The organism is Actinosynnema sp. NPDC020468 (genome assembly GCF_040642015.1).
Lineage (GTDB): Bacteria > Actinomycetota > Actinomycetes > Mycobacteriales > Pseudonocardiaceae > Actinosynnema.
This window is the reverse complement of the sequence record NZ_JBFAEO010000013.1, coordinates 1-25,024: the sequence shown is the minus strand read 5'-3', so window position 1 is coordinate 25,024 and position 25,024 is coordinate 1. Positions and strand designations below refer to the sequence as shown.

Annotated in this window: 27 protein-coding genes; 10 read left to right on the top strand and 17 right to left on the bottom strand. The window is 73.2% G+C overall.

The features are described from left to right. Nucleotides 1–207: 207 nt before the first annotated feature. From AB0G50_RS11990 to AB0G50_RS11975, 4 genes are all read right to left on the bottom strand, one after another. The gene (locus AB0G50_RS11990; RefSeq protein WP_360105802.1) at nt 208–1,110 is read right to left on the bottom strand and encodes a hypothetical protein; all 903 of its coding nucleotides are present in this window, start codon (nt 1,108–1,110) and stop codon (nt 208–210) included. Nucleotides 1,111–1,274: 164 nt separating this feature from the next. Continuing rightward, complete coding sequence (locus tag AB0G50_RS11985; RefSeq protein WP_360105799.1) at nt 1,275–1,541, bottom strand: hypothetical protein; 267 nt, start codon at nt 1,539–1,541, stop codon at nt 1,275–1,277. A gap of 108 nt (nt 1,542–1,649) precedes the next feature. Continuing rightward, nucleotides 1,650–2,318 carry a Crp/Fnr family transcriptional regulator gene (locus tag AB0G50_RS11980; RefSeq protein ID WP_360105796.1) on the bottom strand — a complete coding sequence of 223 codons (669 nt, stop codon included), beginning with the start codon at nt 2,316–2,318 and terminating at the stop codon, nt 1,650–1,652. Between the two features lie 292 nt (nt 2,319–2,610). Beyond that, nucleotides 2,611–3,891: a DNA polymerase IV gene (locus tag AB0G50_RS11975; protein ID WP_360105793.1), complete on the bottom strand. Its 1,281-nt coding sequence runs from the start codon at nt 3,889–3,891 to the stop codon at nt 2,611–2,613. 203 nt (nt 3,892–4,094) lie between these two features. Here AB0G50_RS11975 and AB0G50_RS11970 point away from each other — a divergent pair, with 203 nt between their 5' ends. Beyond that, nucleotides 4,095–5,417, top strand: a complete 1,323-nt coding sequence (locus AB0G50_RS11970; protein ID WP_360105790.1) for a glutamine synthetase family protein — start codon at nt 4,095–4,097, stop codon at nt 5,415–5,417. On the opposite strand, the gene AB0G50_RS11965 is transcribed toward AB0G50_RS11970, so the two are convergent. From AB0G50_RS11965 to AB0G50_RS11950, 4 genes are all read right to left on the bottom strand, one after another. Next, on the bottom strand, nt 5,414–6,007 hold the full coding sequence (locus AB0G50_RS11965; protein WP_360105788.1) for a sigma-70 family RNA polymerase sigma factor: 594 nt from the start codon (nt 6,005–6,007) through the stop codon (nt 5,414–5,416). The two genes, AB0G50_RS11970 and AB0G50_RS11965, sit on opposite strands and share 4 nt — an antisense overlap. A gap of 84 nt (nt 6,008–6,091) precedes the next feature. After that, nucleotides 6,092–6,499, bottom strand: coding sequence for a sigma factor-like helix-turn-helix DNA-binding protein (locus tag AB0G50_RS11960; protein ID WP_360105786.1), 408 nt, complete (start codon nt 6,497–6,499; stop codon nt 6,092–6,094). 75 nt (nt 6,500–6,574) lie between these two features. Continuing rightward, entirely contained in the window at nt 6,575–7,138 is a 564-nt protein-coding gene (locus AB0G50_RS11955) for a sigma-70 family RNA polymerase sigma factor (protein ID WP_360106150.1), read from the bottom strand. Between the two features lie 80 nt (nt 7,139–7,218). Continuing rightward, nucleotides 7,219–7,941 (bottom strand): class I SAM-dependent methyltransferase, encoded by a 723-nt coding sequence (locus tag AB0G50_RS11950; RefSeq protein ID WP_360105784.1) that lies wholly within the window; start codon nt 7,939–7,941, stop codon nt 7,219–7,221. 34 nt (nt 7,942–7,975) lie between these two features. Here AB0G50_RS11950 and AB0G50_RS11945 point away from each other — a divergent pair, with 34 nt between their 5' ends. The 4 genes from AB0G50_RS11945 to AB0G50_RS11930 are packed head-to-tail and all read left to right on the top strand — an operon-like array spanning nt 7,976 to nt 11,261. After that, nucleotides 7,976–8,812 (top strand): ParA family protein, encoded by an 837-nt coding sequence (locus AB0G50_RS11945; RefSeq protein WP_360105782.1) that lies wholly within the window; start codon nt 7,976–7,978, stop codon nt 8,810–8,812. Next, nucleotides 8,809–9,444, top strand: a complete 636-nt coding sequence (locus AB0G50_RS11940; protein ID WP_360105779.1) for a LysE family translocator — start codon at nt 8,809–8,811, stop codon at nt 9,442–9,444. Before AB0G50_RS11945 ends, AB0G50_RS11940 begins: the two co-directional genes overlap by 4 nt. Beyond that, the gene (locus AB0G50_RS11935; RefSeq protein WP_360105776.1) at nt 9,431–10,225 is read left to right on the top strand and encodes a DNA-formamidopyrimidine glycosylase family protein; all 795 of its coding nucleotides are present in this window, start codon (nt 9,431–9,433) and stop codon (nt 10,223–10,225) included. Before AB0G50_RS11940 ends, AB0G50_RS11935 begins: the two co-directional genes overlap by 14 nt. Nucleotides 10,226–10,235: 10 nt before the next feature. After that, complete coding sequence (locus tag AB0G50_RS11930) at nt 10,236–11,261, top strand: quinone-dependent dihydroorotate dehydrogenase (protein WP_360105773.1); 1,026 nt, start codon at nt 10,236–10,238, stop codon at nt 11,259–11,261. Here AB0G50_RS11930 and AB0G50_RS11925 read toward each other — a convergent pair. The 8 genes from AB0G50_RS11925 to rimO form a co-directional block, all read right to left on the bottom strand. Continuing rightward, nucleotides 11,247–11,675, bottom strand: coding sequence for a MarR family transcriptional regulator (locus tag AB0G50_RS11925; protein WP_360105770.1), 429 nt, complete (start codon nt 11,673–11,675; stop codon nt 11,247–11,249). The two genes, AB0G50_RS11930 and AB0G50_RS11925, sit on opposite strands and share 15 nt — an antisense overlap. Before the next feature lie 70 nt (nt 11,676–11,745). Beyond that, nucleotides 11,746–12,990, bottom strand: a complete 1,245-nt coding sequence (locus AB0G50_RS11920; RefSeq protein WP_360105768.1) for a solute carrier family 23 protein — start codon at nt 12,988–12,990, stop codon at nt 11,746–11,748. A gap of 202 nt (nt 12,991–13,192) precedes the next feature. Further along, nucleotides 13,193–13,984, bottom strand: coding sequence for a hypothetical protein (locus AB0G50_RS11915; protein ID WP_360105765.1), 792 nt, complete (start codon nt 13,982–13,984; stop codon nt 13,193–13,195). Between the two features lie 17 nt (nt 13,985–14,001). Continuing rightward, the gene (locus AB0G50_RS11910; RefSeq protein WP_360105762.1) at nt 14,002–14,880 is read right to left on the bottom strand and encodes a PspA/IM30 family protein; all 879 of its coding nucleotides are present in this window, start codon (nt 14,878–14,880) and stop codon (nt 14,002–14,004) included. Nucleotides 14,881–15,167: 287 nt separating this feature from the next. Next, nucleotides 15,168–15,590 (bottom strand): helix-turn-helix transcriptional regulator, encoded by a 423-nt coding sequence (locus AB0G50_RS11905; protein ID WP_360105759.1) that lies wholly within the window; start codon nt 15,588–15,590, stop codon nt 15,168–15,170. A 156-nt stretch (nt 15,591–15,746) separates the two neighbouring features. Beyond that, nucleotides 15,747–16,250 carry a nicotinamide-nucleotide amidohydrolase family protein gene (locus AB0G50_RS11900; RefSeq protein WP_360105757.1) on the bottom strand — a complete coding sequence of 168 codons (504 nt, stop codon included), beginning with the start codon at nt 16,248–16,250 and terminating at the stop codon, nt 15,747–15,749. Between the two features lie 107 nt (nt 16,251–16,357). Continuing rightward, nucleotides 16,358–16,891, bottom strand: coding sequence for a CDP-diacylglycerol--glycerol-3-phosphate 3-phosphatidyltransferase (gene pgsA / locus AB0G50_RS11895; protein ID WP_360106147.1), 534 nt, complete (start codon nt 16,889–16,891; stop codon nt 16,358–16,360). A gap of 47 nt (nt 16,892–16,938) precedes the next feature. Beyond that, nucleotides 16,939–18,309 (bottom strand): 30S ribosomal protein S12 methylthiotransferase RimO, encoded by a 1,371-nt coding sequence (gene rimO / locus AB0G50_RS11890; RefSeq protein ID WP_360106144.1) that lies wholly within the window; start codon nt 18,307–18,309, stop codon nt 16,939–16,941. A gap of 364 nt (nt 18,310–18,673) precedes the next feature. Between rimO and AB0G50_RS11885 the strand changes: the two genes are divergently transcribed. From AB0G50_RS11885 to AB0G50_RS11875, 3 genes are all read left to right on the top strand, one after another. Next, nucleotides 18,674–19,174: an amino-acid N-acetyltransferase gene (locus AB0G50_RS11885; RefSeq protein ID WP_360105754.1), complete on the top strand. Its 501-nt coding sequence runs from the start codon at nt 18,674–18,676 to the stop codon at nt 19,172–19,174. 63 nt (nt 19,175–19,237) lie between these two features. Beyond that, nucleotides 19,238–20,080, top strand: coding sequence for a MerR family transcriptional regulator (locus tag AB0G50_RS11880; RefSeq protein ID WP_360105751.1), 843 nt, complete (start codon nt 19,238–19,240; stop codon nt 20,078–20,080). A gap of 186 nt (nt 20,081–20,266) precedes the next feature. Then, a complete protein-coding gene (locus AB0G50_RS11875) occupies nt 20,267–20,737 on the top strand; it encodes a phospholipase (protein ID WP_360105748.1) in 471 nt (156 codons plus the stop codon). Here the strand turns inward: AB0G50_RS11875 and AB0G50_RS11870 are convergent. Continuing rightward, complete coding sequence (locus AB0G50_RS11870) at nt 20,708–23,188, bottom strand: DNA translocase FtsK (RefSeq protein WP_360105745.1); 2,481 nt, start codon at nt 23,186–23,188, stop codon at nt 20,708–20,710. The two genes, AB0G50_RS11875 and AB0G50_RS11870, sit on opposite strands and share 30 nt — an antisense overlap. Nucleotides 23,189–23,316: 128 nt before the next feature. On the opposite strand from AB0G50_RS11870, the gene AB0G50_RS11865 reads away from it, so the two are divergent. After that, nucleotides 23,317–24,087, top strand: coding sequence for a lysophospholipid acyltransferase family protein (locus AB0G50_RS11865; RefSeq protein ID WP_360105742.1), 771 nt, complete (start codon nt 23,317–23,319; stop codon nt 24,085–24,087). Beyond that, nucleotides 24,084–24,992 carry an EamA family transporter gene (locus AB0G50_RS11860; protein WP_360105739.1) on the top strand — a complete coding sequence of 303 codons (909 nt, stop codon included), beginning with the start codon at nt 24,084–24,086 and terminating at the stop codon, nt 24,990–24,992. The genes AB0G50_RS11865 and AB0G50_RS11860 overlap by 4 nt, the downstream gene beginning before the upstream one ends. The last annotated feature ends 32 nt before the right edge of the window (nt 24,993–25,024 follow it).

Sequence of the window (25,024 nt, the reverse complement as noted above, 5' to 3'; positions counted from 1 at the left end):
GGGTCCGCCGCCGGGTCCGCCGCCGGGTCCGCCGCCGGGTCCGCCGCCGGGTCCGCCGCCGGGTCCGCCGCCGGGTCCGCCGCCGGGTCCGCCGCTGCCGAATGCCGCGTGCTGAGTGGGTGTGGTGGTGAGGCTCCTTTCGTGGTGGGCGTGTCGGGAAGTCGTGGGTGGCGGTGGGCGTGGGCAGAGGTCGTTCAGGGGTGGGGGTTAGGCGGCTTTGGGTTTTAGGGGGTGGGTGGTGTGGATTGCGGGGCGGGGGCGGGTGGTGGCTTGGGTGGCGGCTCGGGTCAGGGTGGCGGCGGTGGTGGCTGGGTCTCGGTGGAGTTGGGTGGGGGTGGTGTGGACGACTACCACTCCGGCGGCCGACATCAGGTGGGAGCGGGATTTCGGTGGGGTCAGTTGCCAGGCCAGGGCCAGGGTGTCCCACCAGGCGTCTGCTTCGCCCAGGGGGCGGCCCTCCTCGGTGTAGAGGGGAACGTTCCACTGGGGTGGGGGTAGCGGGAGGGTGTCCACGACGTGTTGTGCCCACGCTCGGGGGACGGTGCGGAGGGTGGCCACCAGGGACCTCGTGTCGGACGGGGCTTGGGCCAGGGCGGCGTCGAGGTCGGCCAGGGGGACGCCGCCCTCGCGGAACGCCTCCGTCAGGACTCGGGTGATCTCGGAGTGGGTGGGGAGGAACCTCGCGGTGTCGGCGACCGCCCTGGGCAGCGGGGCGGTCAGGAAACCTCGGCGCAGGACCGGGCTGGGGAGGTTCTTCGTGTGGACCGGGCGCACGTCCTCGGCCGCGCGGGTGCGGCGGACGGTCAGGGTGTGGACGGGGCCCGTGGCCGGCACCGAGCACAGGCCGTGGAGGTGGAGCGCGTCGACGCCGGTGACCAGGGTGCCGGGGCCGCAGTAGCGCAGGGCCGCCTCGATGCGTTGCAGGCGGGTCGGCGGGCGGCGGCTGAGCACCAGCACGCCGGGCAGGTGTTCGCGCCACGGGCCGCCGGGCGCGGTGCGCGACCTCAGGTCCGTGGGCGACAGGCCCAGGGTCAGCAGGTCGCGCGCCTTCGCGACGGCGTGCGGGAAGAGGGCGGCCAGGGCCGAGAGGTGGATCTTGTGGGTGGTCATGGGGATGACGATCCCCGCAGGTGGGGGCGGTGTCGAGGGGGGATTGCGAGGTTGTGGACAAGTGGTGGGGCTGTGGATGGATTAGAGGCCTCCCGCGGGTCCGACCACCCGCGGGAGGCCTCATCGGCGGCGGCGGCCACCCCTCGTCGGCCGCCGCGGGCCGGTCAGAGGCGCACCAACTCCTGCTGTTCCTCCTCGATGCCGGCACCCAGCGCGCGGCGGCTGACCCGCACGTCGCGCCACGCGTCGTAGACCGCGACGAGCCCGCCCGCGAGGACGAACGCCACCGCGAGCGCGACGACACCGGACGTCTCCAGACTGGTGAAGATCACCGCCGCGGCCCACGCCTGGACCGCCGTGAACAGCAGCGTGCACGCGAGGCGCTCGGTCAGCCTGCGACGTGCCTTCAGCACTTCCAGGTCGTAGATCATGATTCCCCCTCCGGAATCCGACGGACACGTCAGTTGTATGTCCGAGGAGGGAGGGGCTCTGCGTCATCTGACGCAGAGCGCGGAAACGTCCCCTTTTTGGGGTGAAATTCAGTGCACGAGCTCGTGCAGGCGGTCCAGCCGGAGGATGTCGATCTTGCGGCGACCCGTGCTGATGATCCCCTCCTCGCGCAACGTCCGCAGCACCCGCACGAGGGACTCCCGGGACGTGCCCACGGTGCTCGCCAACTCCTCCTGGCTCAGCGACACCTCGCCCTGGTCGGCGATGCCGCGCCGCAGCGCCACGTCGATCAGCACGGCCGCGACGCGCTGGGTCGCGGAGCCGGTGTACTGGACGCGCTGGCGGTCGGTGTCCCGCTGACGGGTGATCACGACCTTCAGCACCGCCCACGCGATCCGGGGGTGCCGCTGGCACAGGCCCGCGAACCCGGACGCGGACACGACCAGCGCGCGCAGCGGCACGAGCGCGCTCACCGTCGCCGACCGGGGCAGACCGTCCACCGCGGACCGCTCGCCGACGATGTCGCCCGCGCCGCGCACCGCGAGCAGCCGCTCGTGGCCGTTGGAGCTGTGCGCCGACACCCGGCAGAGGCCGTGCAGGATCACCAGCACGTGTCCGGTGACCTCGCCCTCGTGGCAGATCACCGCACCGGCCGGGTAGTCGCGCTCGGTGCCCGTCGTCGCGAGGACGGCGTGCTCTGCGGGCGTGAGCAGCGCCCAGAACCGCTCCACCCGGCCAGCCTGCCCGGTGATCGTCACCGGCGGAGGATTTGGTCGCGCAGACCACCCGAACGGCCCGGAACAGGCAGGTCGAACCCTCAGGAAGCCTCGGATTTCCGCACGGGTGGGGGTCGGGGACGAGAGGTACGGCGTGGGACCGGGGGGCGGCGGTCGGGCACCGGGCCGGTCGGTGCCCGGGTTCGGGGCGCCCTGGTGCTTTCGACGCCTGCTGCGCCCTTCCCGGCCAGGCAGGTCCGGCGATCGCTCGGGTCGGTGGGTGGGGATTCGAGGCGCGGTCGGGTGCACGGGCTTCGCACGCGGCCGGGGCGGGTCAGCCCGGGTCGGGTTTGGGTGACGGGTCCGCCGACCTCGCCAGGGGTGCGCCCAGCAGCGAGGCCGGGCGGATCGCGGCGGTGCCGAAGCGGGACCGGGCCTGGTCCGCGGCCTGGTCGGCGTCGCGCCAGCCCCGTTCCGGGGTGTCCAGGGAGAGTTGTTCGCCCTCGTCGCCCTCCAGCAGACCCTCGATCCGCACGCCGATCAGGCGGATCGCGCCCGGCGGCACGTGGTCGTCCAGCAGGGTGGCGGCGGTCTTGTAGACCTCCTGGGTCACGTCGGTCGGCGTGCGCAGCGTCTTCGAGCGGGTGATCGTGGTGAAGTCCGCGAACCGCACCTTGATCGACACCGTCCGGCCGCGCAGGCCCCGGCCGCGCAGCGACGCCGTCGACCGCTCGGCGAGCCGCAGCAGTTCGCGCTTGAGCAGGGCGCGGTCGAAGTGGTCGACCTCGAAGGTCTCCTCCGCGCCGATCGACTTCTCCCGCACCGACGGCACCACGGGCCGGTCGTCGTGCCCGCGGGCCAACGCGTGCAGGTGCTCGGCCAGCGCCACGCCCAGCACCTTGCGCAACCGGGGCAGCGGTGTCGCCGCCACGTCCGCCACCGTGTCGAGCCCGACTCGGTCGAGGTGCTCGGCGGTCCGCTTGCCCACGCCCCACAGCGCGGACACCGGCAGCGGGTGCAGGAACGCCAGCACCTCCGCCCGCGGCACGACCATCATCCCGTCCGGTTTGCACATCCCCGAGGCCAGCTTGGCGACGAACTTGGTCGACGCCACGCCCACCGAGCAGGTGATGCCGAACCCCTCCTCGACCCGCGCCCTGATCCGCGCGGCCACCTGACCCGGCGTCGACCGCAGCCGGCGCAGCGCGCCGCCCACGTCGAGGAACGCCTCGTCCAGGCTCAGCGGCTCGACCAACGGCGTCACCTCGCGGAAGATCGCCATCACCCCGCGCGAAACCTCCTGGTAGCGCGCGAAGTTCGGCGGCACGAACACCGCGTGCGGCGCCAGCCGGCGGGCGTGCGCGGTCGGCATGGCCGAGCGCACGCCGAACTCCCGGGCCAGGTAGTTCGCCGCCGACACCACGCCCCGGTTCGCCGTGCCGCCCACCACGACCGGCTTGCCCGCGAGCGACGGATCGTCCCGGATCTCCACCGACGCGTAGAACGCGTCCATGTCGACGTGCAGCATCGGGCAGCCCGTGTCGTCCGGCCACGAGTCGCCCACGGCCTTGAAGCGGTCGACGAGACCGCGCGGCAGGTCACCGCTGCGCCCCACGCCCACCCCCGGAAGTCCGTCGAACTGCTGTTCGAGACTTTACGCCGGCCGGCCCGCCGACCGCGCGGTCTCTCCCCCGATCAGTGGGGCAATTCGCACTGCGAACACGGCACAGACGAATGTTCACGCGATCCGGCGAAAGTGGACAGTCCGAATCGGCCATTCGCGGCGCGACCCGCCCTCCTGGTGTACCCAGCACACCCATGGACACCGCGGAACGGTCCCGCCGGCACGCCGAGGCCACCGGCCCGACCGACCGGCTCGCCGAGCAGGACGTCGTCGGCGTCGCGATCACGTGGGTCGACCACAGCGGCGTCACCCGGGTCAAGACCGTGCCGACGGCGGGCCTGCCGAGAGCCGCCGCGGAGGGTGTCGGCACGTCGCCGGTGTTCGACGCGTTCCTGCTGGACGACACCATCGTGCGGGGCCGGCACGCGGGCGGCCCGAGCGGCGACCTGCGCCTGCACCCCGACCTGGACCGGCTCACCGTGCTCGCGGGCCAACCGGGCTGGGCCTGGGCGCCGGGTGACCGGCACGCGCAGGACGGCACCCCGCACCCCCAGGACGAACGGGGTTTCGCCCGCGCGGTCGTCGCGAGGCTCGCCGAGCACGGCTACCGGGCCAGGGCGGGCTTCGAGGTCGAGTGGGTGGTGGGACTCGCCGGCACCGACGACTTCCGCCCGGCCACCACCGCGCCCGCCTACGGCCACGCCCGGCTCGCCGACCTGTCCGACTACGGCGCCGACCTGCTCGCCGCACTGGCCCGACAGGACGTGGAGGTGCTCCAGTTCCACCCCGAGTACGCGCCCGGCCAGTTCGAGCTGTCGACCGCGCCCGAGGACCCGGTGCACGCCGCCGACACCTCCGTGCTGGTGCGCGCCACGGTCCGGGCGATCACCCTGCGGCACGGCCTGCGCGCGTCGTTCTCGCCCAAGGTGGTGCCGGACGGCGTGGGCAACGGCGGCCACCTGCACCTGAGCCTGTGGCGCGACGGCCGCACCCTGATGGCGGGCGGCGCCGGTCCGTGCGGCCTGACCGACGAGGCCGAGGCGTTCGCCGCGGGCGTGCTGGACCGGATCCACGCGCTGTCCGCGATCGGCTCGCCGTCGGTCGCGAGCTACCTGCGGCTGGTCCCGTCGCACTGGGCGGGCGCGTTCGCCGCGTGGGGCCCGGAGAACCGGGAGGCCGCGCTGCGCCTGGTGGCCGGCCGCTCGCTGGAGGTCAAGTCCTACGACCTGTCGGCGAACCCGTACCTGGCGGTGGCGGCCACGCTGGTCGCCGGACTGGCCGGCATCGCCGAGGGCGCGCGACTGCCGGCGCCGCGCGTCGACAACCCCGGTGACGCGCCGCGGCTGCCCACGTCGTTGGAGGAGGCCGTGCGCGCGTTCGAGGCGGACGACGCGCTGCGCGAGGCGTTCGGCGCGGCGTTCGCCGAGACCATCGCGGACGTCCGGCGCGGTGAGATCGCCCGGTTCGCCGACTCCTCACCCGAGGAGGTGACCGCGGTAACCCGTTGGCGGCACTAGGGAACGGTGGCGCGGCGGGCCTCCATGGTCCGGCGGAGCCGGGCGAGCGCGCGGTGCTGGGCCACCCGGACGGCGCCGGGCGACGTGCCGACGACCGCCGCCGTCTCGTCGGCCGACAACCCGACCACCACGCGCAGCAAGAGGATCTCCTGCTGCTTGTCCGGCAGCACGCCCAGCACGCGCCGCATCTCCCCGGTCAATTCGGCGCGCAGCGCCCACTGCTCGGGCCCCGCCTCCTCGCTCGGCGAGTCCGGCACCTCGGCCACCGGCTCGGACCGGTTGCGCAGCGCGGCGCGGTGGGCGTCGGCGACCTTGTGCGCCGCGATGCCGTACACGAACGCCAGGAACGGCCGGCCGTGGTCCCGGTAGGACGGCAGCGCGGTGAGCACCGCGAGGCACACCTCCTGCGCCACGTCGTCGGCCGACGCGAACGACCTCTCCTGCCGGCCGACGCGTGCCCGGCAGTAGCGGACCACCAGCGGCCGGATCGACCCGATCAGCCGCTCGACCGCCCGGCGGTCGCCACCGACCGCGTCGCGGACCCGGGTGTCCAGACCGTGCTTTAACGGTGGTTCGGCGGGCTCCTCCATGAGCAGTCCTCTGGTAGACGGGGCGGATCGTCTCGGGAACGTTCTACACCGATCCGGCGGTCCGGTGACCGCGGTCGGGACTTCTCAGGGGTGCGCGCGCAACGCGGCCAGGGCCCGGTGCTGGGCGACCCGGACGGCGTTCGGCGTGGAGCCCACGGCGTGCGCGGTCTCCTCCGTCGACAGTCCGACGGCCACCCTGAGCAGCAGGATCTCCCGCTGCCCCACCGGAAGCCCGCGCAGGAACGCGGGTTCCGCGGGCTTGCCGCGCGCGCTCGCCACGGTGGCCGCGGCGATGCCGTAGACGAACGCCAACAGCGGCGTGCGCTTCTCCCGGATGCCGGGAAGCGCTGTCAAGACCGCGAGGCACACCTCCCTCGCCACGTCGTCGGGCGAGGTGGACAGCTTGGCCCGGCAGTAGCGCACCACGAAGGGTCGGATCCTCGTCAACAGCCGTTCGACCACGCGCCTGTCGATCGGGTCGGCGACGGTCATGCGGTGTCCTCACGTACGGCGGCGGTGGTGCCAATCCTGGGACCACATCCGCGGTCCCGCGCCGCACAGGGGCGGTTACCGCCCTGTTTTCCGCTCCTCGGAGGGCAGTGCGCGGCGCAGGCGGATCAACGCCCGGTGCTGCGCGACGCGGACCGCGCCCGCCGTGGAGCCCACCGCGTCCGCGGTCTCCTCGGCGGAGAGCCCGACGACGACTCGGAGCACGAGGATCTCCCGCTGCTTGTCGGGCAACACCTTGAGCAACTCGGCCAGCTCGCCGGACAGCTCGGTGGCGAGCGCGCGCTGCTCGGGTCCGGCGGAGGTCTCCGGCGCGTCGGGCGTGTCGGCGACGGGCTCGGAGCGGTTGCGCGCGGCGGACCGGTGGGCGTCGGCGACCTTGTGGGCCGCGATGCCGTACACGAACGCCAGGAACGGCTTGCCGAGGTCCTGGTAGGACGGCAGCGCGGTGAGCACCGCCAGGCACACCTCCTGCGCCACGTCGTCCGCGGACGCGGAGGAGCGCTCCTGACCGCCCACGCGGGCGCGGCAGTAGCGGACCACCAGCGGTCGCACGGCGGACAACAGCCGTTCCACGGCACGGCGGTCGCCGCCGAGCGCGGCGCGGACGTCCTCGTCCGACACGGCGGGCGCGTCGGCCCGGGCGGGTCGGAGGTCGGTCGAGTGCGTCACCAGCCTCCTTCCAGGGGCCGACGGGGTCCGGGTCAGGCCGGACGACGGGCGAGCACGTGCAAGCGTGCTGCCACGTCGCGCAACGGTGGCCGCAATGCTGCGGCCACTTCCAATTCCGCGAGTGCCTCCGCCGCGCCCGGGGTCGCCTCCAGCACGGAGCCGGGCACCAGGTCGGACACCACGCCGTGTCCCTGGAGGACCTCCAGCTTCAACCCGGAAGCCAACACCAACGCCTCGAGCCCCGCCACGTCGAACCGCCGGCGCAGCGGGTCGCGGGTGCCGGCGAGCTGACCCGACTCGTCGTCGAGCAGCCGGCGCGCGTCGACCAGCCGACCCGCGACGGCCCGGTGCAGCACGGCCGCGAAGCGGTTGGCGGCGAGCACCGACACGGCGGCTCCGGGCGCGGCGGCGGCGGCCAGCGCGCCCAGGGCGGCGGCCGCGTCGTCCACGACCTCCAGCAGCCCGTGCCCGAGGACGAGGTCGGCCGAGCCGTCCGCGTCGAGCAGGTCGGTGTCGCCCTGCACGGCGGTGATCCGGTCCCACACCCCGGCCTCGGTGGCACGGCGGCGCAGCGTGGCGAGGGCGTCGGGACTCGGCTCGACCACCGTCACGCGGCACCCGGCCACGGCCAGCGGCACGGCCCACACGCCGCTGCCGCCGCCCACGTCGAGCACCCGGGGCGGTTCTCCGCCCCTGCGGTCCCGCGCGGTGGCCAGCTCGGCGTCGAGCACCCGTTGTACGGCGTCCGGTCGCATGGCACCAGAGCCTAGGGGCCGTAGGCTGCACCTCGTGCATACGGTGGCGGTGCTCAGCCTCAAGGGTGGCGTGGGGAAGACGACGGTCGCGCTCGGACTCGCTTCAGCGGCCCTCCGGCGCGGGGTCCGCACGCTGGTCGTCGACCTCGATCCGCAGTGCAACGCCACCTCGACGCTCGAACCCGAGGACACCGGGGCCAGCATCTTCGACGTGCTCCAGGACCCGTCGCCGGAGAACCTGCGCGAGGCCATCGCGCCCAGCGGGTGGGGCGAGGGCGTCGACGTGCTGACCGGCTCCGAGGACGCCGAGTCGCTGAACCACCCCGATCCGGGCGAAACCCGGCTGGGTCGGCTGCGTGAGGCGTTGCGCGTGCTCGCGGAGGACGAGGAGCCCTACCAGCTGGTGCTGCTGGACTGCCCGCCGTCGCTGGGTCAGCTGACCCGGTCGGCGCTGGTCGCGGCGGACCGCGCGCTGCTGGTCACCGAGCCGACCATGTTCGCGGTGGCGGGCGTGCAACGGGCGTTCGAGGCGGTGCAGGCCGAACGCGAGCACAACGAGCACCTGCAACCGCTGGGCGTGGTGGTCAACCGGGTTCGCCCGCGCTCGCACGAGCACCAGTTCCGCATCGAGGAGCTGCGCGACATCTTCGGCCCGCTGGTGATGCCGGTGGCGCTGCCCGACCGGTTGGCCGTGCAGCAGGCCCAGGGCGCGTGCATGCCGATCCACGAGTGGGGCACGCCGGGTGCGCGCGAGGTGGCGCTGGCGTTCAACCTGGTGCTCGCCCGCATACTGCGCATCAGTCGGAGCAGGCGGCGCGCGGTGCACCGCGACTTCGACGACGAGGAGATCGAGGAGGCGGTGGACGCGTGAGCACCACGGCGCTGCTGGCGTTCGTCCTGACCACGGTGCTGCTGGTGGTCACACCCGGCCTGGACACAATGATGCTGCTGCGCATGGTGGTCGGCGGCGGCCGCACGGCGGGCATCGTCGGCGGTTTCGGCACCACCCTCGGCTGCGTGGTGTGGGGCGCGGCGAGCATCGCCGGGTTGACCGCGCTGCTGGTCGCCTCCCGGCTCGCCTACGACGTGGTCCGGTACGCGGGCGCGGTGTACCTGCTGTGGCTGGGCGCGTCGTCGCTGTACCGGTCGTGGCGCGGCCGACGGGGTCCCGACGCGCCGCCCGCCGAGGTGATCACCCCGGCGCAGGCGCTGCGGGTGGGGTTCACCACGAACCTGCTCAACCCCAAGATCGGCGTGTTCTACCTGAGCCTGCTCCCCCAGTTCCTGCCGACCTCCGACGGGCACACCGGGTGGGCCGTGCTGCTGGTCGGCGTGCACATCGTGCTCGGCCAGCTGTGGCAGCTCGTCGTGGTGTACCTGGCCGGGTGGGCGGCCGTGGCGCTGACCAGGCCCGCGGTGCGCCGGTGGACCGAGCGGGCGACCGCGTCGGTGCTGATCGGGTTCGGGCTCAAGGTGGCGTTGGACAGCGGTGCCCGAGGGTGACACGGTCTTCCTCGCCGGCCGTCGGCTGGACGAGGCGTTGGCGGGTCGCACGCTGCGGCGCGGCGAGCTGAGGCACCCCACCTGGGCCACCGCCGACCTGTCCGGTCGGGACGTGCTGGCCGTGGTGTCGGTGGGCAAGCACCTGTTCACCCGGTTCTCCGGCGACCTGAGCCTGCACAGCCACTTCCGGATGGACGGCTCGTGGCACCTGTACCGGCCGGGTGAACGCTGGCAGCGGCCGGCGCACCAGGTGCGCGCGGTGCTGGAGGTGCCGGACCGGCTCGCGGTCGGGTTCGCCCTGCACGACCTGGAACTGCTGCCCACCGCGGAGGAGTCGCGGCTGGTCGGCCACCTCGGCCCGGACCTGCTCGGCGAGTGGACCGACGACCGGGAGGACGAGGCGGTCCGCAGGCTGGTCGCCGACCCCGAGCGGGAACTCGGCCTGGCGCTGCTCGACCAGCGGGTGCTCGCGGGCGTGGGGAACCTCTACAAGGCCGAGGTGTGCTTCCTGCTGAAGGTCTCGCCGTGGAGCCCGGTGGCCGCGGTGGACGCGCGCGAAGCGGTCCGGCTGGCCCGGAAGCTGTTGCTGGCCAACGCGTGGCGACCCGAGCAGTCGACCACCGGTTCGCTCGCGCGCGGCCGGCAGCACTGGGTGTTCGAGCGCGGCGGACGACCGTGCCTGCGCTGCGGCACGAAGGTCCGCACCGCAGGTCAGGGCACGGGCGTCCGGGAGCGGCCCGCGTACTGGTGCCCGCGCTGCCAGCCCGGCCCGATCGCTTAGGGTGGCATCCGTGGTCTACAAGAGCCTGGTGCGCCCGACGTTGTTCCGGATGCACGGCGGTGACGCCGAACGCGTGCACGAGACCACCCTCGGGATCCTGTCGAAGGTCGCGCCGCTCGCCGGTGTGGTGAAGCGCCGGCCGCGGCTGGAGCGCACCGTGTTCGGCGTCCGGTTCCCCAACCCGGTCGGGTTGGCCGCGGGCCTGGACAAGAACGGCCGGGCGCTGCCCGCGTGGGGCGCGCTCGGGTTCGGCTTCGTGGAGGTCGGCACGGTCACCCGGCACGCCCAGCCGGGCAACCCGCGGCCGCGGCTGTTCCGGCTGCGCGACAGCGAGGCGATCGTCAACCGGATGGGCTTCAACAACGACGGCGCGCTGGAGCTGGCCAACCGGCTGGACCGGCTGGGTCCGCTGGGCGTGCCGCTGGGCATCAGCATCGGCAAGTCCAAGGTGACGCCGGTCGAGGAGGCCGTCGAGGACTACCAGGCCTCGCTGCGCGCGCTCTACCGGCACGGCGACTACTTCGCGGTGAACATCAGCTCGCCCAACACCCCCGGCCTGCGCAGCCTCCAGGACCGCGGCGCGCTCACCGAGCTGCTGGCCGGGCTGAACGGGACCGCGCGCGACCTCGCGGGGTCGCGGCCGCGCAAGCCGATCCTGGTCAAGATCGCACCGGACCTGACCGACGAGGCGATCGCCGAGGTGCTCGAGGTGTGCGCGGCGCACGAGGTCAGCGGGCTGATCGCGACCAACACCACGCTGTCCCGGGACGGGTTGGCGCCCGCGGACCAGGCGTTGGCCGCCGAGGCGGGCGGGCTGAGCGGACGTCCGCTGGCCGTGCGCGCCCGCGAGGTGGTGCGCTTCGTCAGCCGGGAGACCGACGGGAAGCTGCCGATCGTCGGTGTCGGCGGCATCGCGTCCGCCGACGACGCCAAGGCCATGCTCGACGCCGGCGCGAGCCTGCTCCAGCTCTACACCGGGTTCATCTACGAGGGTCCCGGTCTGGTGGGCCGGATCAACCGGTCACTCCAGCGCTGACTCGTAGGTCCTCAGGGTCGCCACGAACAGCGCGCGCTCGGCGGGCGTCAACGGGTCCAGCGCGACCCGCCACGCCCGCGCGCCGCGCGCCAGCCAGTCCTCGATCGCCGGTCTGCGCGCCTCGGTGACGCTGACGATCCGACGTCTGCGGTCCTGCTCGTCCTCGGCGCGCTCCAGCACCCCCGCCCGGCCGAGTTCGCCCACCATCAGGCTGACCGTGGTCGGCGCGACCTCCAGCCGGTCGGCGAGTTCGTTGACCGTCATCGGGCCGTCGAACAGCAGGTAGGACAGCAGCGACAGGTGCCTGGGCGCGAAGGACCGCAGCTGCTCGGGCACCGGGACGCGCTTGGCGCGACCCACCAACCGGGGCATCAGCAGCAGGAGCGCGCGCACGGCCTCGTCCGTGGTCGACATGCTCCCAGCTTCCCCGAGAACGCCGCCGCGTCCCGGGATCAGTCGGACGCACCAGGGCTCGCCGGGCGGGCTAGGACTCGCGCACCGAGCGCAGCCACCGCAGCACGGGGTGCAGGATCACCACGAGCAGCGAACCCCACACCAGGCCGCCCAGCTCCATGTCGCCGAGGGTGAGCCGCAGGTCGCCGACACCCGCCACCAGCGCCGCGCCGCCGACCAGCGCGTTGCCCGGGTTCGCGAGGTCGACCCGGTTCTCCAGCCACACCCGCACGCCGACGAGGCTGATCAGGCCGAACAGCACCAGTGTCGCGCCGCCGAGCACGCCGGGCGGGATGGTGGACAGCAGCGCGGTGAACTTCGGCGAGAACGACAGCAGCAGCGCGGTCACCCCGGTCACCGCGTAGGCGGCGGTCGAGTACACCTTCGTCACGCCCATCACGCCGATGTTCTCGGAGTACGTGGCGGTGCCCGCGCCGCCGCCGAACCCGGCGAGCGCGGTGGACAGCCCGTTGGCGATGATCGAGTCGCCCACGCTGCCGTCGAGGTTGCGGCCGGTGAGGGTGGCGACGGCCTTCACGTGGCCGACGTTTTCCGCGACCAGCACGATCACCACCGGCAGCACGAGCAGCGTCACCGACGGCCGCAGCTCGGGCGAGTGCAGCTCGGGCAGGCCGAACCAGGGCGCGGACGCGAGCGCGGTGGTGTCCAGCACGTCGGTCACGAGCCCCAGCAGCCACCCGACCAGCACGCCGAGCAGCACCGAGAACCGGAACAGCAGCCCGCGGCCGAGCACGCCGCACAGCAGGATGATCGACATCGTCACCACGGCCAGCAGCGGCTGCTTGGAGAACGACGTGGTCGCGGTGTGCGAGAGGTTGAGCCCGATGAGGATCACCACCGCGCCGGTGACCACGGGCGGCATCACCGACTCCAGCAGTCGCACGCCCAGCGCCTTGACCGCGACCCCGATGATGATCACCAGCAGGCCGGCCGCGACCACGCCGCCGAGCTGGGCGGCGACACCCTCGCCGCGCGCGGCGGCCAACGGCGCCATGAACGCGAACGACGCGCCGAGGTAGCCGGGCACCCGGTTGCGGGTGATGATCAGGAACAGGATCGTGCCGACGCCGGAGAACAGCAGCGTGGTGCTGACCGGCAGGCCGGTGGCGGCCGGCACGAGCACCGTGGCGCCGATCATCGCGACGAGGTGTTGCGCGCCGAAGCCGATGGTGAGCGGCCAGCTCACCCGCTCCTCCGGCGCGATGGCGTCACCGTCGGTGATGCGCCCGTCCCCGTGCACGGTCCACAACGCCACGCAAAGTCCTCCCGACCGAGCCCCCGCTTCGACTGGAGGGATCCTGCCACGCCGGGTAGTGGTCGCGGCTATATAACGGTCTGATAATCACACGATTGCCGCAGTGAATACCAGCCAGGGCCGCCGGACGCGGGCACGGCGGCTACGCGCCGTGAGGCAGTCGGGTACGTGCAGATGTCTCAGCAGGTCCGACGCGGTGGTGTCACGCCCAGTGCGAGATCTCCCGCAGCCCGGACGCGAGCCCGGCGAGGTGGTCGGTCGCGTCGACCAGCACCTGACGCGGGTGCGCGGCGGTGCTCTCGGCCAGCACCCGGCCGGCCGCGGCGACCAGGGCGCAGTAGCCGTTCACGCCCTCGTCCAGCTGGGCGCGCAACCGGCGGACACCCTCGACCAGCGGGCCGCGGTCCAGCGGCGGCGCGGTGTCGCGGGCCCGTTCGACGGCCTGGAGCTGGTGGGACACCGCGCGCAAGGCCAGCGACGCCTCGTCGCCGGTGGCACGGGCCTGGGCGACGGACTCGCCCGGCACCGACGTGAGGTGGGCCGAGTCGAGCTGGCGGAGCAGTTCGCGCAACGTGTCCTCGGCCTCGTCCAGCCGCTCCATCGGCAGCCGGGCGGCCGACGACCGGGCGGGCAGCGGCGCGCGCACCGGTGGCGCCGTCACGGCCAGCCGCTCCCGCTGCGCGCCGAGGGCACGCATCCGGGCACCGGTGCGGACCGCGAGGACGCCGGTGCCGGCGAAGCCGAGCGCGGCGACGACACCGGCCGCCGTCGGCAGCACGCCGAGCAGCGTCAGCGTGCCGACGACCGCGAGCAGTGCCAGCACGATCAGCCAGAAGGTGAGCACGCGGCTCGACCGGCGGTACCGCCGGTCGAGCTTCGCGCGCGGGTCGTTCCAGGCGGCGAACCGCCGTTTCACCTGGTCCGCGAGCTGATCCTGGAGTTGGCCGCCGACGAGTCGGCTGATCTCGCCGGCCACGCGCTGCCGCGGATCCATCGCGGACACCACCTATCTCATCCCTGTTGCTGCGGCGGGTGGATCTGCTGGGTGGCCTGCTGGGGAGCGGCCTGCGGTGCTGCCTGCGTCTGCTGCACGCGCTGCTGGATCTCCTGCTGGATGCTCGCGCTCGCCGACGTCGGACGACCCGCGGTCACCTCGCCGGCGACCTTGCCGCCCTGCATCGACGCGCGGATCTGCTCCAGCCGGGAGGAACCGGCCATCTGCGTCGTGGAGCGCTGGACCTCGAGCATGCGGCCCTGGACCGAGTTCTGCGCCAGTTCCGCGGAACCGAGGGCGGTCGTGTACCGCTTCTCGATCTTGTCCCGGACCTCGTCCAGCGACGGCGTGTTGCCCGGCGCGGCCAGCTCGCTCATCTGGCGCAGCGAGTTGGACACCTGCTCCTGCATCTTCGCCTGCTCCAGCTGGCTCAGGAGCTTGGTGCGCTCCGCGAGCTTCTGCTGGAGCACCATCGCGTTGTTCTCGACCGCCTGCTTGGCCTGCGCAGCGGCCTGGAGCGACTGGTCGTGGAGCGTCTTGAGGTCCTCGATGCTCTGCTCGGCGGTCACCAGCTGGGTGGCGAACGACGTGGCCGCGTTCTCGAACTCGGTCGCGCGCTGGTCGTCGCCCTTGGCCCGCGCCTCGTCGGCGAGAACCAGCGCCTGGCGTGCGGACGCCTGGAGCTTCTCGACCTCACCGAGCTGGCGGTTGAGCTTCATCTCCAGCTGCCGTTGGTTGCCGATCACCGCGGCGGCCTGCTGCGACAGCCCCTGGTGCTGCCGCTGGGCCTCCTCGATGGCCTGCTGGATCTGCACCTTCGGGTCGGCATGCTCGTCGATCTTGGACGAAAAAGCCGCCATGAAGTACTTCCATGCCTTCACGAAAGGGTTGGCCATCTCCTACGCCTGCCTTCTCCGCACTTTCCTGGCTCGCGCTCGTGATTGGCAACGACCCGGTGCCGGTGTTGGTTCCATCGTGTCAGTTGTCCCGTGCTGCTTCCACCGACCTGGGGAGATATCCGGGTTCACCCTGAGCCACCCCGGATCTTCACCCCCGCCGGCGAGGTCATCCTCCCCCGATCACCCACGGTGGGACGCGGCGACCCCGCCCGCGGTTGCCAAGTCGTTGCAACGCCGAAAGCCGAGCCGGTGATCGGCTCGGCTTTCGAGGGCTTCGGGCCTGGCTACGCCGCCACCACGGCGCCGCGCGGCTTGCTGATCGACGTGGACAGCCGGTGCGTGAGCACGGGCTGGAGCCGCAGGTCGGACAGGTCGTTGCCGATGACGGCGGGCACCAGGGTGCCGCCCTCCAGGCTCGGCGCGGCGGGTTCGACCCGCTCGGCGAGCTCCGCCGGCGTGGGCACGGGTTGCTGGACGGCGCCGATGTCGGACGCGACCAGGTGCAGCAGTTGGTACAGGGGCAGGTCCAACGCCTCGCAGATGGCGGCCAGCAGCTCGCTGGACGCCTCCTTGCGGCCACGCTCCACTTCGGAGAGGTACCCCAGGCTGACGCGGGCGGTCCTGGAGACCTCGCGCAGCGTGCGGCGTTGGGTGGTGCGGGCATGGCGGAGCCGATCACCGATCGCCTCGCGTAGCAGCACGGTCATCGCGCGCCTCCTTCCGGCCGGCCGTGCCACCACGTTACCGACCCGTCGGGTCGACGGGCAGTGACTTGCGGGCACGTCCTCCAAGAGCGAACGAGTGAACCCGTCGCCGAGTTCCCGCGTCCGCGAGCCGAACAGCTCGCGAACACGCAGCTCAGGTCACTCGTCTGGGATCTTCAGGTGGGTGAGCAGCAGGTCGAGGGCGGCGTCCACCGAGGCCCTGCGGACGTCACGACGACCACCCGCGACGGTGATCGTGCGCACCGCGGACCCGGAGGGACCGGACAGGGCGAGGTGGACGGTGCCGGGCTCGACGCCGTCCTGCGGATCGGGTCCCGCGACCCCGGTCAACCCCAGGCCCCAGGTCGCCCCGCAGCGCACGCGCGCGCGGTCGGCGAGTTGGCGGGCCACCTCGGGGTGCACCGCGCCGTGCTCGGCCAACAGCTCCGCGTCCACGCCCGCGAGGGTGTGCTTCAGCTCCGTCGCGTAAACCACGAGTCCGCCGCGCACTGCGGCACTGGCACCGGGCACTTCGGTCAGCTCGGCCGCGACCAGTCCCGCGGTCAACGACTCGGCCGTGGCCACCGTCTCGCCACGCGCCCGCAGGGCCGCCACCACCTCGACCGCCGTCACCGCGCGCCCACCGCCGACCCGACCGACCACCGCGCCACGCTCACGACCCGCCCACCGCCCTCACGTCCGCACCCGGCACCACGACGCCCACCGGCCCGGCCCGTACCGCCACGCGACCGCCCGCGGGTCGGGCGACGTCACGTGCCGGCCACCGCCCGCTTGCCGCGCGCCCGCAGCCGGACCGCGCGGACCACGTAGTCGACGCCCGTCACCACCGTCAGCACCACGGCCAGCCCCATCGTGCCGGTCGCGATCGGCTCCAGGTACGACGGCAGCGGCAGCAGGTAGAGGCCGATGGCCACGATCTGGACCAGGGTCTTGGCCTTGCCGCCGCGACTGGCCGGGATCACGCCGTGGCGGATCACCCAGAAGCGCAGCGCCGTCACGCCCAGCTCGCGCACCGCGATGACCACCGTCACCCACCACGCCAGCTCGCCCAGCATGCTCAGACCCACCAGCGCCGCGCCGGTCAGGGCCTTGTCCGCGATCGGGTCCGCGATCTTGCCGAAGTCGGTGATCAGGCCGTGCTTGCGCGCCAGGTTGCCGTCGATGTGGTCGGTGACCGAGGCGATCGCGAACACGCCGAACGCCGCCAGCCGCCACCACTCGTCGTGCCCCTCGCGCGCGAAGAGCAGGTAGAGGAACACCGGCACGAGCACCAGCCGGGACATCGTCAGCACGTTGGCGATGTTCAGCACCGGCACGCGCGCGGGCTCGGTCACCTCGGGAGCACCTCGATCGCGGTGACCACCAGGTCGACGCCCTCGGCGGCGTCGACGCGGCAGCGCACCAGGTCGCCGCGGACCAGGCCGTCGGGGTTGGTGATCACGCACTCGCCGTCGACCTCGGGCGCCTGGTGACCGGCCCGGCCGACGCAGTCCTCCTCGTCGCTCTCCTCGGTCTCCACCAGCACGACGACCTCGGTGCCGACCCGGTCCTCCGCGCGCTGCGCGGTCAGCTCCTCGACCAGGTTGGACAACCGCGTCACGCGCTCGGCGACCACGTCCGCGTCGAGCTTGCCGTCCAGGCCCTCGGCCTCGGTGCCGTCCTCGTCGGAGTAGCCGAACACGCCGACCGCGTCCAGCCGCGCCTCGGTGAGGAACCGCTCCAGCTCGGCCACGTCCTCCTCGGTCTCGCCGGGGAAGCCGACGATCACGTTGCTGCGGATGCCCGCCTCCGGCGCCAGGGCGCGGATCTGCGCCACCAGCGCCAGGAACGACTCGGTGGAGCCGAACCGGCGCATCCGGCGCAGCACGCGCTCGCTGGAGTGCTGGAAGGACATGTCGAAGTACTGCGCCACGTTCGGCGTGGTCGCGATCGCCCTGACCAGGGTCGGCTTCGTCTCGGCCGGCTGGAGGTAGGACACCCGGACCCGGTCGACCACCGCGGAGAGCCGCTCGAGCAGGTTCTCCAGGCCGCCGAGCTCGCGCGGCAGGTCCTTGGCGTAGGAGGTCGAGTTCTCGCTGACCAGGAACACCTCGCGGACGCCCTGCTCGGCCAGCCAGTGCGCCTCGGCCACGATCTCGTCGGGGTGCCGGGACACGAACGCGCCGCGGAACGACGGGATCGCGCAGAACGAGCACCGCCGGTCGCAGCCGGACGCGATCTTCAGCGGCGCCACGGGCGCGTCGTCCAGCCGGGTGCGCAGCACGCGCGGGCCCCAGCCGTGGCCGGGCACCTCGACCTCCTGCGCCTTCGCGGGCCGCTGCACGGGCGTGAGCGGCAGCAGCGTGCGCCGGTCGACGGGCTTGTGCGACTCCACGACCTTGCCGCCCACGACGTCGTCCAGCCGGTCGGCGAGGGTCGAGTAGTGGTCGAACCCGAGCACGGCGTCCGCCTCGGGCAGGCTGTCGGCGAGTTCGGCGCCGTACCGCTCGGCCATGCACCCGACGGCGACGACCTTGGCGCCGCTGTCCGCGGCGGCCAGGAGCGTGTCGACGGAGTCCTTCTTGGCGGACTCCACGAAACCGCAGGTGTTGACCACGATCACGTCGGCGCCGTCGTCGACCAGCTCCCACCCGCCGGCGGTCAGCCGGCCGGCCAGCTCCTCGGAGTCGACCTCGTTGCGGGCGCACCCGAGGGTCAGCATGGCGACGCGCTTGGACGTGGTGGGGGAAGACACGGACGTCAGCGTAACCGCCCACCCCGACACCGCCCGCCGGCCACCACGGGCCGGCGGGCGCCCACCCCGGCCCGTGCCGCACCGGGTACCCGCGCGAGGGTCGCCGCACACCCGCCGGACCGGGCCCGCCACCCGTCGGGTGGACGCCGCCGGCACAGGTGTGCGAGCGGCCGGCCGCACCTCGTCCTCCGCTCGCACCCGAGGTCGGACGGGGTGCCGCGGGCCCGGCGCGGTTCGGTTCGATTCCGCCCGACGTGGACCGGGATCGGGCCCGGTCCGCACCGCGACCGCGGCCTGGGTTGCCGCCGGGCGGAGGTCTACCGTTTCGGTCGTGGAAGACCCGATCAAGGTTCGGCGGGCGCGGACCGGTGACGTCCGGGCCATGAAGGCGCTCATCGACGAGTACGCCGGCAAGGTGCTGCTGTCGAAGGCCCTCGTGACGCTGTTCGAGGACATCCAGGAGTTCTGGGTGGCCGAGGAGGACGGCGTGCTGCTCGGCTGCGGCGCCCTGCACGTGCTGTGGGAGGACCTGGCGGAGATCCGCACGGTCGCCGTGTCGACCTCCGCGCTCGGCCGCGGCATCGGGCACCGCATCGTGGGCCGGCTGGTGGAGACGGCGCGCGAGCTCCAGCTGAAGCGGATCTTCGTGCTCACCTTCGAGACGTCGTTCTTCGGCCGGCACGGGTTCGTGGAGATCGACGGCACCCCGGTGTCTCCCGAGGTCTACGAGGAGATCATGCGGTCGGCCGACGAGGGCGTCGCGGAGTTCCTCGACCTGTCCTACGTGAAGCCGAACACCCTGGGCAACACCCGCATGCTGCTGCACCTCTGACTGTTCGAGTCACAACTCGAACAGTCTTGACTCGCCGAGTCCGGCGCGCCCACACTGGGCCGCGTGACGCAGCTGACGGTGGACGAGTTGGCCGTCCGGGTCGGGCTGCCCGGCAGCACCATCCGGATGTACCAGACCAAGGGCGTGCTGCACCCGCCGCGCCGGCAGGGCCGGATCGCCTACTACGACGACTCGCACCTGGAACGCCTCACGCTCGTGCAGCGGCTCCAGGCGCGCGGCTTCTCGCTGCCCGCGATCGCCGAGCTGGTCGCGGCCCGGGAGAAGGGCGCCAGCGTGGCCGCCGTCCTGGGCGTGGGCGACGCCGAGGGTCCCGACGACTGGGTCCGCATCCGGGTCCGCGACATCCGCCGGCTCGTCGGCGCGGGCGACGTGCACCCGCGGATCGTCAAGCGCGCCGTGGACCTCGGCCTCATCCGCTGGCGGCGCGGGTGGCCGCACGTCCGCCGCTGGGCGCTCGAGGCGGGCGGCCGGCTCTCCGCGATGGACGTGCCGAGCGACGACGTGCTCGACAGCTTCGCCCACCTGCGCCGCGCCACCGACGCGATCGCCGCCGACTTCGTGGAGGTGTTCGAACGGCGGGTGTGGCCGCACCTGGCCGAGGGCGCCGAGCAGGAGGACCAGCTGGACCGGGTCCGCGCGCTGCTGGTCGAACTCACCTACACGGCCGAGACGGTCGTCGTCGGCACGCTGCGCGAGTCGGTGCGCGACGCGGCCGAGGAGTTCGCCCGCCGGCACGGCCTGCTGCCCGGCGGCGAGTTCCGGCCCGCCTGGGCCGAGGAACCCGTGCCCATCGCCGAACGTCTCACCGACACCGAGGAGGAGACGCCGGGCGAACCGGAGATCCGCCGCTTCCTCGACCGCGACGACCACGACGAACTCCGCTGAGGCCACCCGGTCGGGCGGACGTGGGCGAGCCGGTGCGGAGGGGTACGGCTCGCGCGTCCGCCCACCGGGTGCACCGTCACCGGCGGTTCACCCGATGTCGACGCGGTGTGAGTCTTTCGGCGCTGTCCCGCGACCCGCCCGGACCGGTAGGAACCTCCTTGGAAGCACCTCGGCGAGGGGGTAACCGTGTCCACGACGACCCTGCGCACCGCGGTCGCGGCGGTGCTGGCGACCACGTCCCTGCTGCTCGGCGCCACCGCCGCGCACGCCTCGGGCGACCCGGTGGCGGAAACCGACGAGTTCCTGTTCGCCCGCACGCTGCCCGAGTTCGAGGCCCTGTGGGCGGAGAAACCGGACGCGGACGCGCTCGACTGGTCCTCGGACGGCTGCTCGTGGTCGCCGGACAACCCGTTCGGCTACCGGTTCCTGCCCGCGTGCCGGCGGCACGACTTCGGCTACCGCAACTACAAGCACCAGGACCGGTTCACCGAGTCCGCGCGGCTGGCCATCGACGACCTGTTCAAGGCCGACATGTACGGCCAGTGCGGCGGGAGCTGGGCGTGCCGGCGGGTGGCCGACGTCTACTACCGGGCCGTGCGCCAGTTCGGCGGGTTGCGCCTCGAGGGGTCAGACGTCGTCTTCGGGGTCGGGGCCTGACCCGCCGCGGATCAGGTACACGACCGAGTCCAGCTCGTCCGGCTTGATCAGCACGTCGCGGGCCTTCGAGCCCTCCGACGGCCCGACCACGCCGCGCGTCTCCAGCAGGTCCATCAGCCGGCCCGCCTTGGCGAACCCGACGCGCAGCTTGCGCTGGAGCATCGACGTCGAGCCGAACTGCGAGGTCACGATCAGCTCGGCCGCTTGCAGCAGCAACTCGAGGTCGTCGCCGATGTCGGCGTCGATCTCCTTCTTCTCCGCCGCCTTCGCCGCCGTGACGCCGTCGGTGTAGTCCGGCTGCGCCTGGTCCTTGGCGAAGTTGACGATCTCGGCGATCTCCTCGTCGCCGACGAACGCGCCCTGGATGCGCACCGGCCGGCCCGCGCCCATCGGCAGGTACAGCGCGTCGCCCATCCCGATCAGCTTCTCGGCGCCGGGCTGGTCGAGGATGACCCGCGAGTCGGTGAGCGAGGACGTGGCGAACGCCAGCCGGGACGGCACGTTCGTCTTGATCAGACCCGTCACCACGTCCACCGACGGCCGCTGCGTCGCCAGCACCAGGTGGATGCCCGCCGCGCGCGCCTTCTGGGTGATCCGGACGATCGCGTCCTCGACGTCGCGCGGCGCGGTCATCATCAGGTCGGCCAGCTCGTCGACGATCGCCATGATGTAGGGGTACGGCTTGTACTCGCGCTCGCTGCCGGGCGGCGCGGCGATCTCGCCGGAGCGCACCTTGCGGTTGAAGTCGTCGATGTGCCGCACCCGGTTGACCTGCATGTCCTGGTAGCGCTGCTCCATCTCCTCCACGAGCCACGCCAGCGCCGCCGCCGCCTTCTTCGGCTGCGTGATGATCGGCGTGATCAGGTGCGGGATGCCCTCGTAGGGCGTCAGCTCGACCATCTTCGGGTCGATCAGGATCATCCGGACCTCGTCCGGGGTGGCCCGCGCGAGCAGCGACACCAGCATCGAGTTCACGAACGACGACTTGCCCGAACCCGTGGAGCCCGCGACCAGCAGGTGCGGCATCTTGGTCAGGTTCGCCGTCACGAAGTGGCCCTCGATGTCCTTGCCGAGGCCGATCACCATCGGGTGGCTGTCCCGGACCGTCGACGGCGAGCGCAGCACGTCGCCCAGCCGGACCATCTCGCGGTCGCTGTTGGGAACCTCGATGCCCACCGCGGACTTGCCGGGGATCGGCGCGAGCAGCCGCACGTTGTCCGTGGCGACCGCGTAGGCGATGTTCTTGGTGAGCGTGGTGATCTTCTCGACCTTGACGCCCGGACCCAGCTCGACCTCGTAGCGGGTCACCGTCGGGCCCCGGGTGAAGCCGGTGACCTTGGCGTCGATGGAGAACTGGTCGAGGACGCCGGAGATCGCCTCGATCATCAGGTCGTTGGCCTTGCTGCGCAGCTTGGGCGCGTCGCCGTCCTTGAGGATGGTCGGCGGCGGCAGCTTGTAGTCGCCCTCGACCGCGCGGACCGCGATCTCGTCGTGCTGGCCCGGCGTGGGCTCCGGCGACGCCTTCGGCTTCGGGCGCGGCGCGGGTGGCGGTGGTGGCTCCTCGGCGTCCAGCGGCAGTTCGGGCTGCTCGTCCTCGACGGCGGCGGCCTGCCGGCGGCGGGACGGGCGGCGCGGCTTGGCGGGCGGTTCCTCGTAGGGCTCGTCGGTGGCGTCGAACGGCGACTCGGGGAACTCGTCGCCCGGCCGCTCGTGGCTCACCAGCGCCCGCAGCCTCGGCAGCACCTCGCGGATCGGCACGTGCACCAGCAGCAGCAGGCCGTAGCCGAAGATCAGCACCAGCACCGGCCCGGCGACCCACGGCGTCAGGCCCTGCGCGAGGAACCCGCCGGACAGGTAGCCGAGCGCGCCACCCGCCGCGCGCCGCGCCACCGCGTCCGACGGCAGCCCGCCGATCAGGTGGAACATGCCGAGGAAGCCGACGCCGACCAGCAGCCCGCCGATCACCAGCCGGGGCCGGGCCTCGGGTCGGGCGTCGGTGCGCATCAGCGTGACGCCGACGGCCAGCAGCACCACGGGCAGGATCAGCGCGGGCGCGCCGACCGAGCTGCGCACCGCCACGTCGACCCACTGCCCCACCGGACCGCCCGCACGCAGCCACACGCCCGCGCCGGTGATCACCGCCAGGGCGATCAGGACCAGACCGAGCCCGTCGCGCTGGTGCTCCGAGTCCAACTCCTTGCCCCGGCCGACGGTGCGCACCACCCGGCCGACGCCGCGGCCGACGAAACCCCACGCCCGGCGCACACCGCCGCCGGATCTCCGGGCCGCCGCCGCGCGTGACCGGGGAGCCGCCTTGCCGCGCGGTGCCGCCTTGGTGCGTGCCGGCGCCTTCGGGGCGGCCTTGGCCCTGGCCGCGCCGGACCGGGGCTTCGAGCCCGTCGTGCCGCGGGTCGTGCCCTTGCTGCGCGAGGTTCCAGTCCGGCCGGCCATACGCCTACGGTAGTCCTTTACGTCACTTGAGCCCCATCAGCACCGGGCGCCCCGGTGGAGGTCGTCACACCCCATGGTTGCCGGAACCGGGTGCGTCTACACGTAGGCACGCCGTAGCCTTCCCGACCGTGCCCACACCACTGCTGTGGCGCGTGCTGACCACGGTGGACCGAGGTTTCGTCGGTCTCAGCGGACGACTCGACGTCACCGGGGACATCCCGGCGGACCTGAGGGGCCGTCCCCTGCTGCTCGCGTCGAACCACATCGGCAACCTGGACCCGTTCGTGCTCATCGCCGCGTGCCGTGAGATCGGCGTGCACCCCAGGTTCCTGCTCACCGCCGGGCTCCTCGAGGCCCCGGTCCTCGGGCCGCTGCTGAAGGCGTCGGGTCACCTGCGGGTGGACCGGGGCGCGGCGGACGTCGGCGCGGCCTACCACCGCACGGTCGACGTGCTCAAGCGCGGCGGCGACCCGATCGCGCTGTACCCGGAGGGCCGGATCAGCCTGGACCCCGGGTTGTGGCCCGAGCGCGGCAAAACCGGCGCGGCGCGGTTGGCGCTCAGCGGCGGGGTGCCCGTGGTGCCGGTGAGCCAGTGGGGCGCGCACGAGGCGGTGCACTGGGGCAACACGAACGTGGCCGGCTGGGCGGACGCCAAGCCCTACGTCACCTCCTACCTGAGCGGGATCCGGCGGCGGCCGACGTTCAAGGTCCACTTCGGCAAGCCCGTCGACCTGGCCGACCTGGCCGACGGCCGTCCCGGCGACGCGCGGCGCGCCCACGAGCGGATCATGCGCGCCATCACCGAGGGCCTCGCGCCGTTGCGGGTGCACGAACCCGACGTGCCGGCGTTCCACGACCCCACCAGACCCACCACCGGGAACAGCCCGTGGCGTCCGTGAGCGCACGGGGTCTCGGCCTGGCGCTGCTGTCCTCGGTCACGTTCGGCCTGTCCGGCGTGCTGGCGAAACCGGTGATGGCCATCGGGGTCACGCCCGTGCAGGTGACCAGCGCCCGCATCGGGTTCGCCGCGGTGATGCTGCTGGCCGTGGTCGCCGTGGTGCGGCCGGGCGCGCTGCGGTTCCGCCCCGCCGAGTGGCCCCTGCTGATCGGCTACGGGCTGCTCGGGGTGATCGGCGCGCCGCTGCTGTTCTTCGTGTCCGCGCAACGGATCCCGGTCGGCATCGCGATGCTGCTGGAGTTCACCGCGCCGATCCTGGTCGCCCTGTGGGTGCGGTTCGTGCGCGGCACCCGGCTGCCGACCGCCGTCTGGTGCGGCATCGCGGTGGCGCTGCTGGGTCTCGCGACCGTCGGCGAGGTGTGGAAGAGCCTGAGCCTGGACACCGTGGGCGTGCTCGCGGGCCTCGGCTCGGCGTTCTGCACGGCCGGGTACTACCTGCTCGGCGAACGGGCGGCGGGCAAGCACGACGCGTTCGGCGTGCTCGCGGTCGGGATGCTGCTGGGCGCGGTGCTGCTCGCGGTCCTCGCGCCGCCGTGGCGGCTCCCGCTGGGCGCCGGCACCGACCTGGGCCCGGTGTGGGTGCCGATGCTGACCATGGCGTTCGCCTCCACGGCGGTCGCCTACCTGGCGGGCATCATCTCGCTGCGCCACCTGCCCTCGTCGGCGGCCAGCGTGATCGGGCTGCTCGAACCCGTGGTGGCGACCGTGCTGGCGTGGTGGGTGCTGGGCGAGGCCCTGACCGCGCTCCAGGTCGCGGGCGCGGTGGTGCTGCTGGGCGGCGCGGCGCTCGTCCAGGTGGCGAGCAGCCGCGCCGTCCCCCCCGAGGCGGTGCCAACACCGGGATGAACGTCGGCACCAACAAAGGGCGCCTGGGGAGA

Excerpts from the sequence above, each read along its gene's own strand:
- AB0G50_RS11910 (WP_360105762.1), bottom strand. The coding sequence starts at position 14,880 with ATGGCCAACCCTTTCGTGAAGGCATGGAAGTACTTCATGGCGGCTTTT.
- AB0G50_RS11960 (WP_360105786.1), bottom strand. The coding sequence starts at position 6,499 with ATGACCGTCGCCGACCCGATCGACAGGCGCGTGGTCGAACGGCTGTTG.
- AB0G50_RS11965 (WP_360105788.1), bottom strand. The coding sequence starts at position 6,007 with ATGGAGGAGCCCGCCGAACCACCGTTAAAGCACGGTCTGGACACCCGG.
- AB0G50_RS11970 (WP_360105790.1), top strand. The coding sequence starts at position 4,095 with ATGGACACCGCGGAACGGTCCCGCCGGCACGCCGAGGCCACCGGCCCG.
- pgsA (WP_360106147.1), bottom strand. The coding sequence starts at position 16,891 with ATGTCCCGGCTGGTGCTCGTGCCGGTGTTCCTCTACCTGCTCTTCGCG.
- AB0G50_RS11925 (WP_360105770.1), bottom strand. The coding sequence starts at position 11,675 with ATGTCGACCACGGACGAGGCCGTGCGCGCGCTCCTGCTGCTGATGCCC.
- AB0G50_RS11915 (WP_360105765.1), bottom strand. The coding sequence starts at position 13,984 with ATGGATCCGCGGCAGCGCGTGGCCGGCGAGATCAGCCGACTCGTCGGC.
- AB0G50_RS11985 (WP_360105799.1), bottom strand. The coding sequence starts at position 1,541 with ATGATCTACGACCTGGAAGTGCTGAAGGCACGTCGCAGGCTGACCGAG.
- AB0G50_RS11990 (WP_360105802.1), bottom strand. The coding sequence starts at position 1,110 with ATGACCACCCACAAGATCCACCTCTCGGCCCTGGCCGCCCTCTTCCCG.
- AB0G50_RS11950 (WP_360105784.1), bottom strand. The coding sequence starts at position 7,941 with ATGCGACCGGACGCCGTACAACGGGTGCTCGACGCCGAGCTGGCCACC.
- AB0G50_RS11870 (WP_360105745.1), bottom strand. The coding sequence starts at position 23,188 with ATGGCCGGCCGGACTGGAACCTCGCGCAGCAAGGGCACGACCCGCGGC.
- AB0G50_RS11905 (WP_360105759.1), bottom strand. The coding sequence starts at position 15,590 with ATGACCGTGCTGCTACGCGAGGCGATCGGTGATCGGCTCCGCCATGCC.
- rimO (WP_360106144.1), bottom strand. The coding sequence starts at position 18,309 with ATGCTGACCCTCGGGTGCGCCCGCAACGAGGTCGACTCCGAGGAGCTG.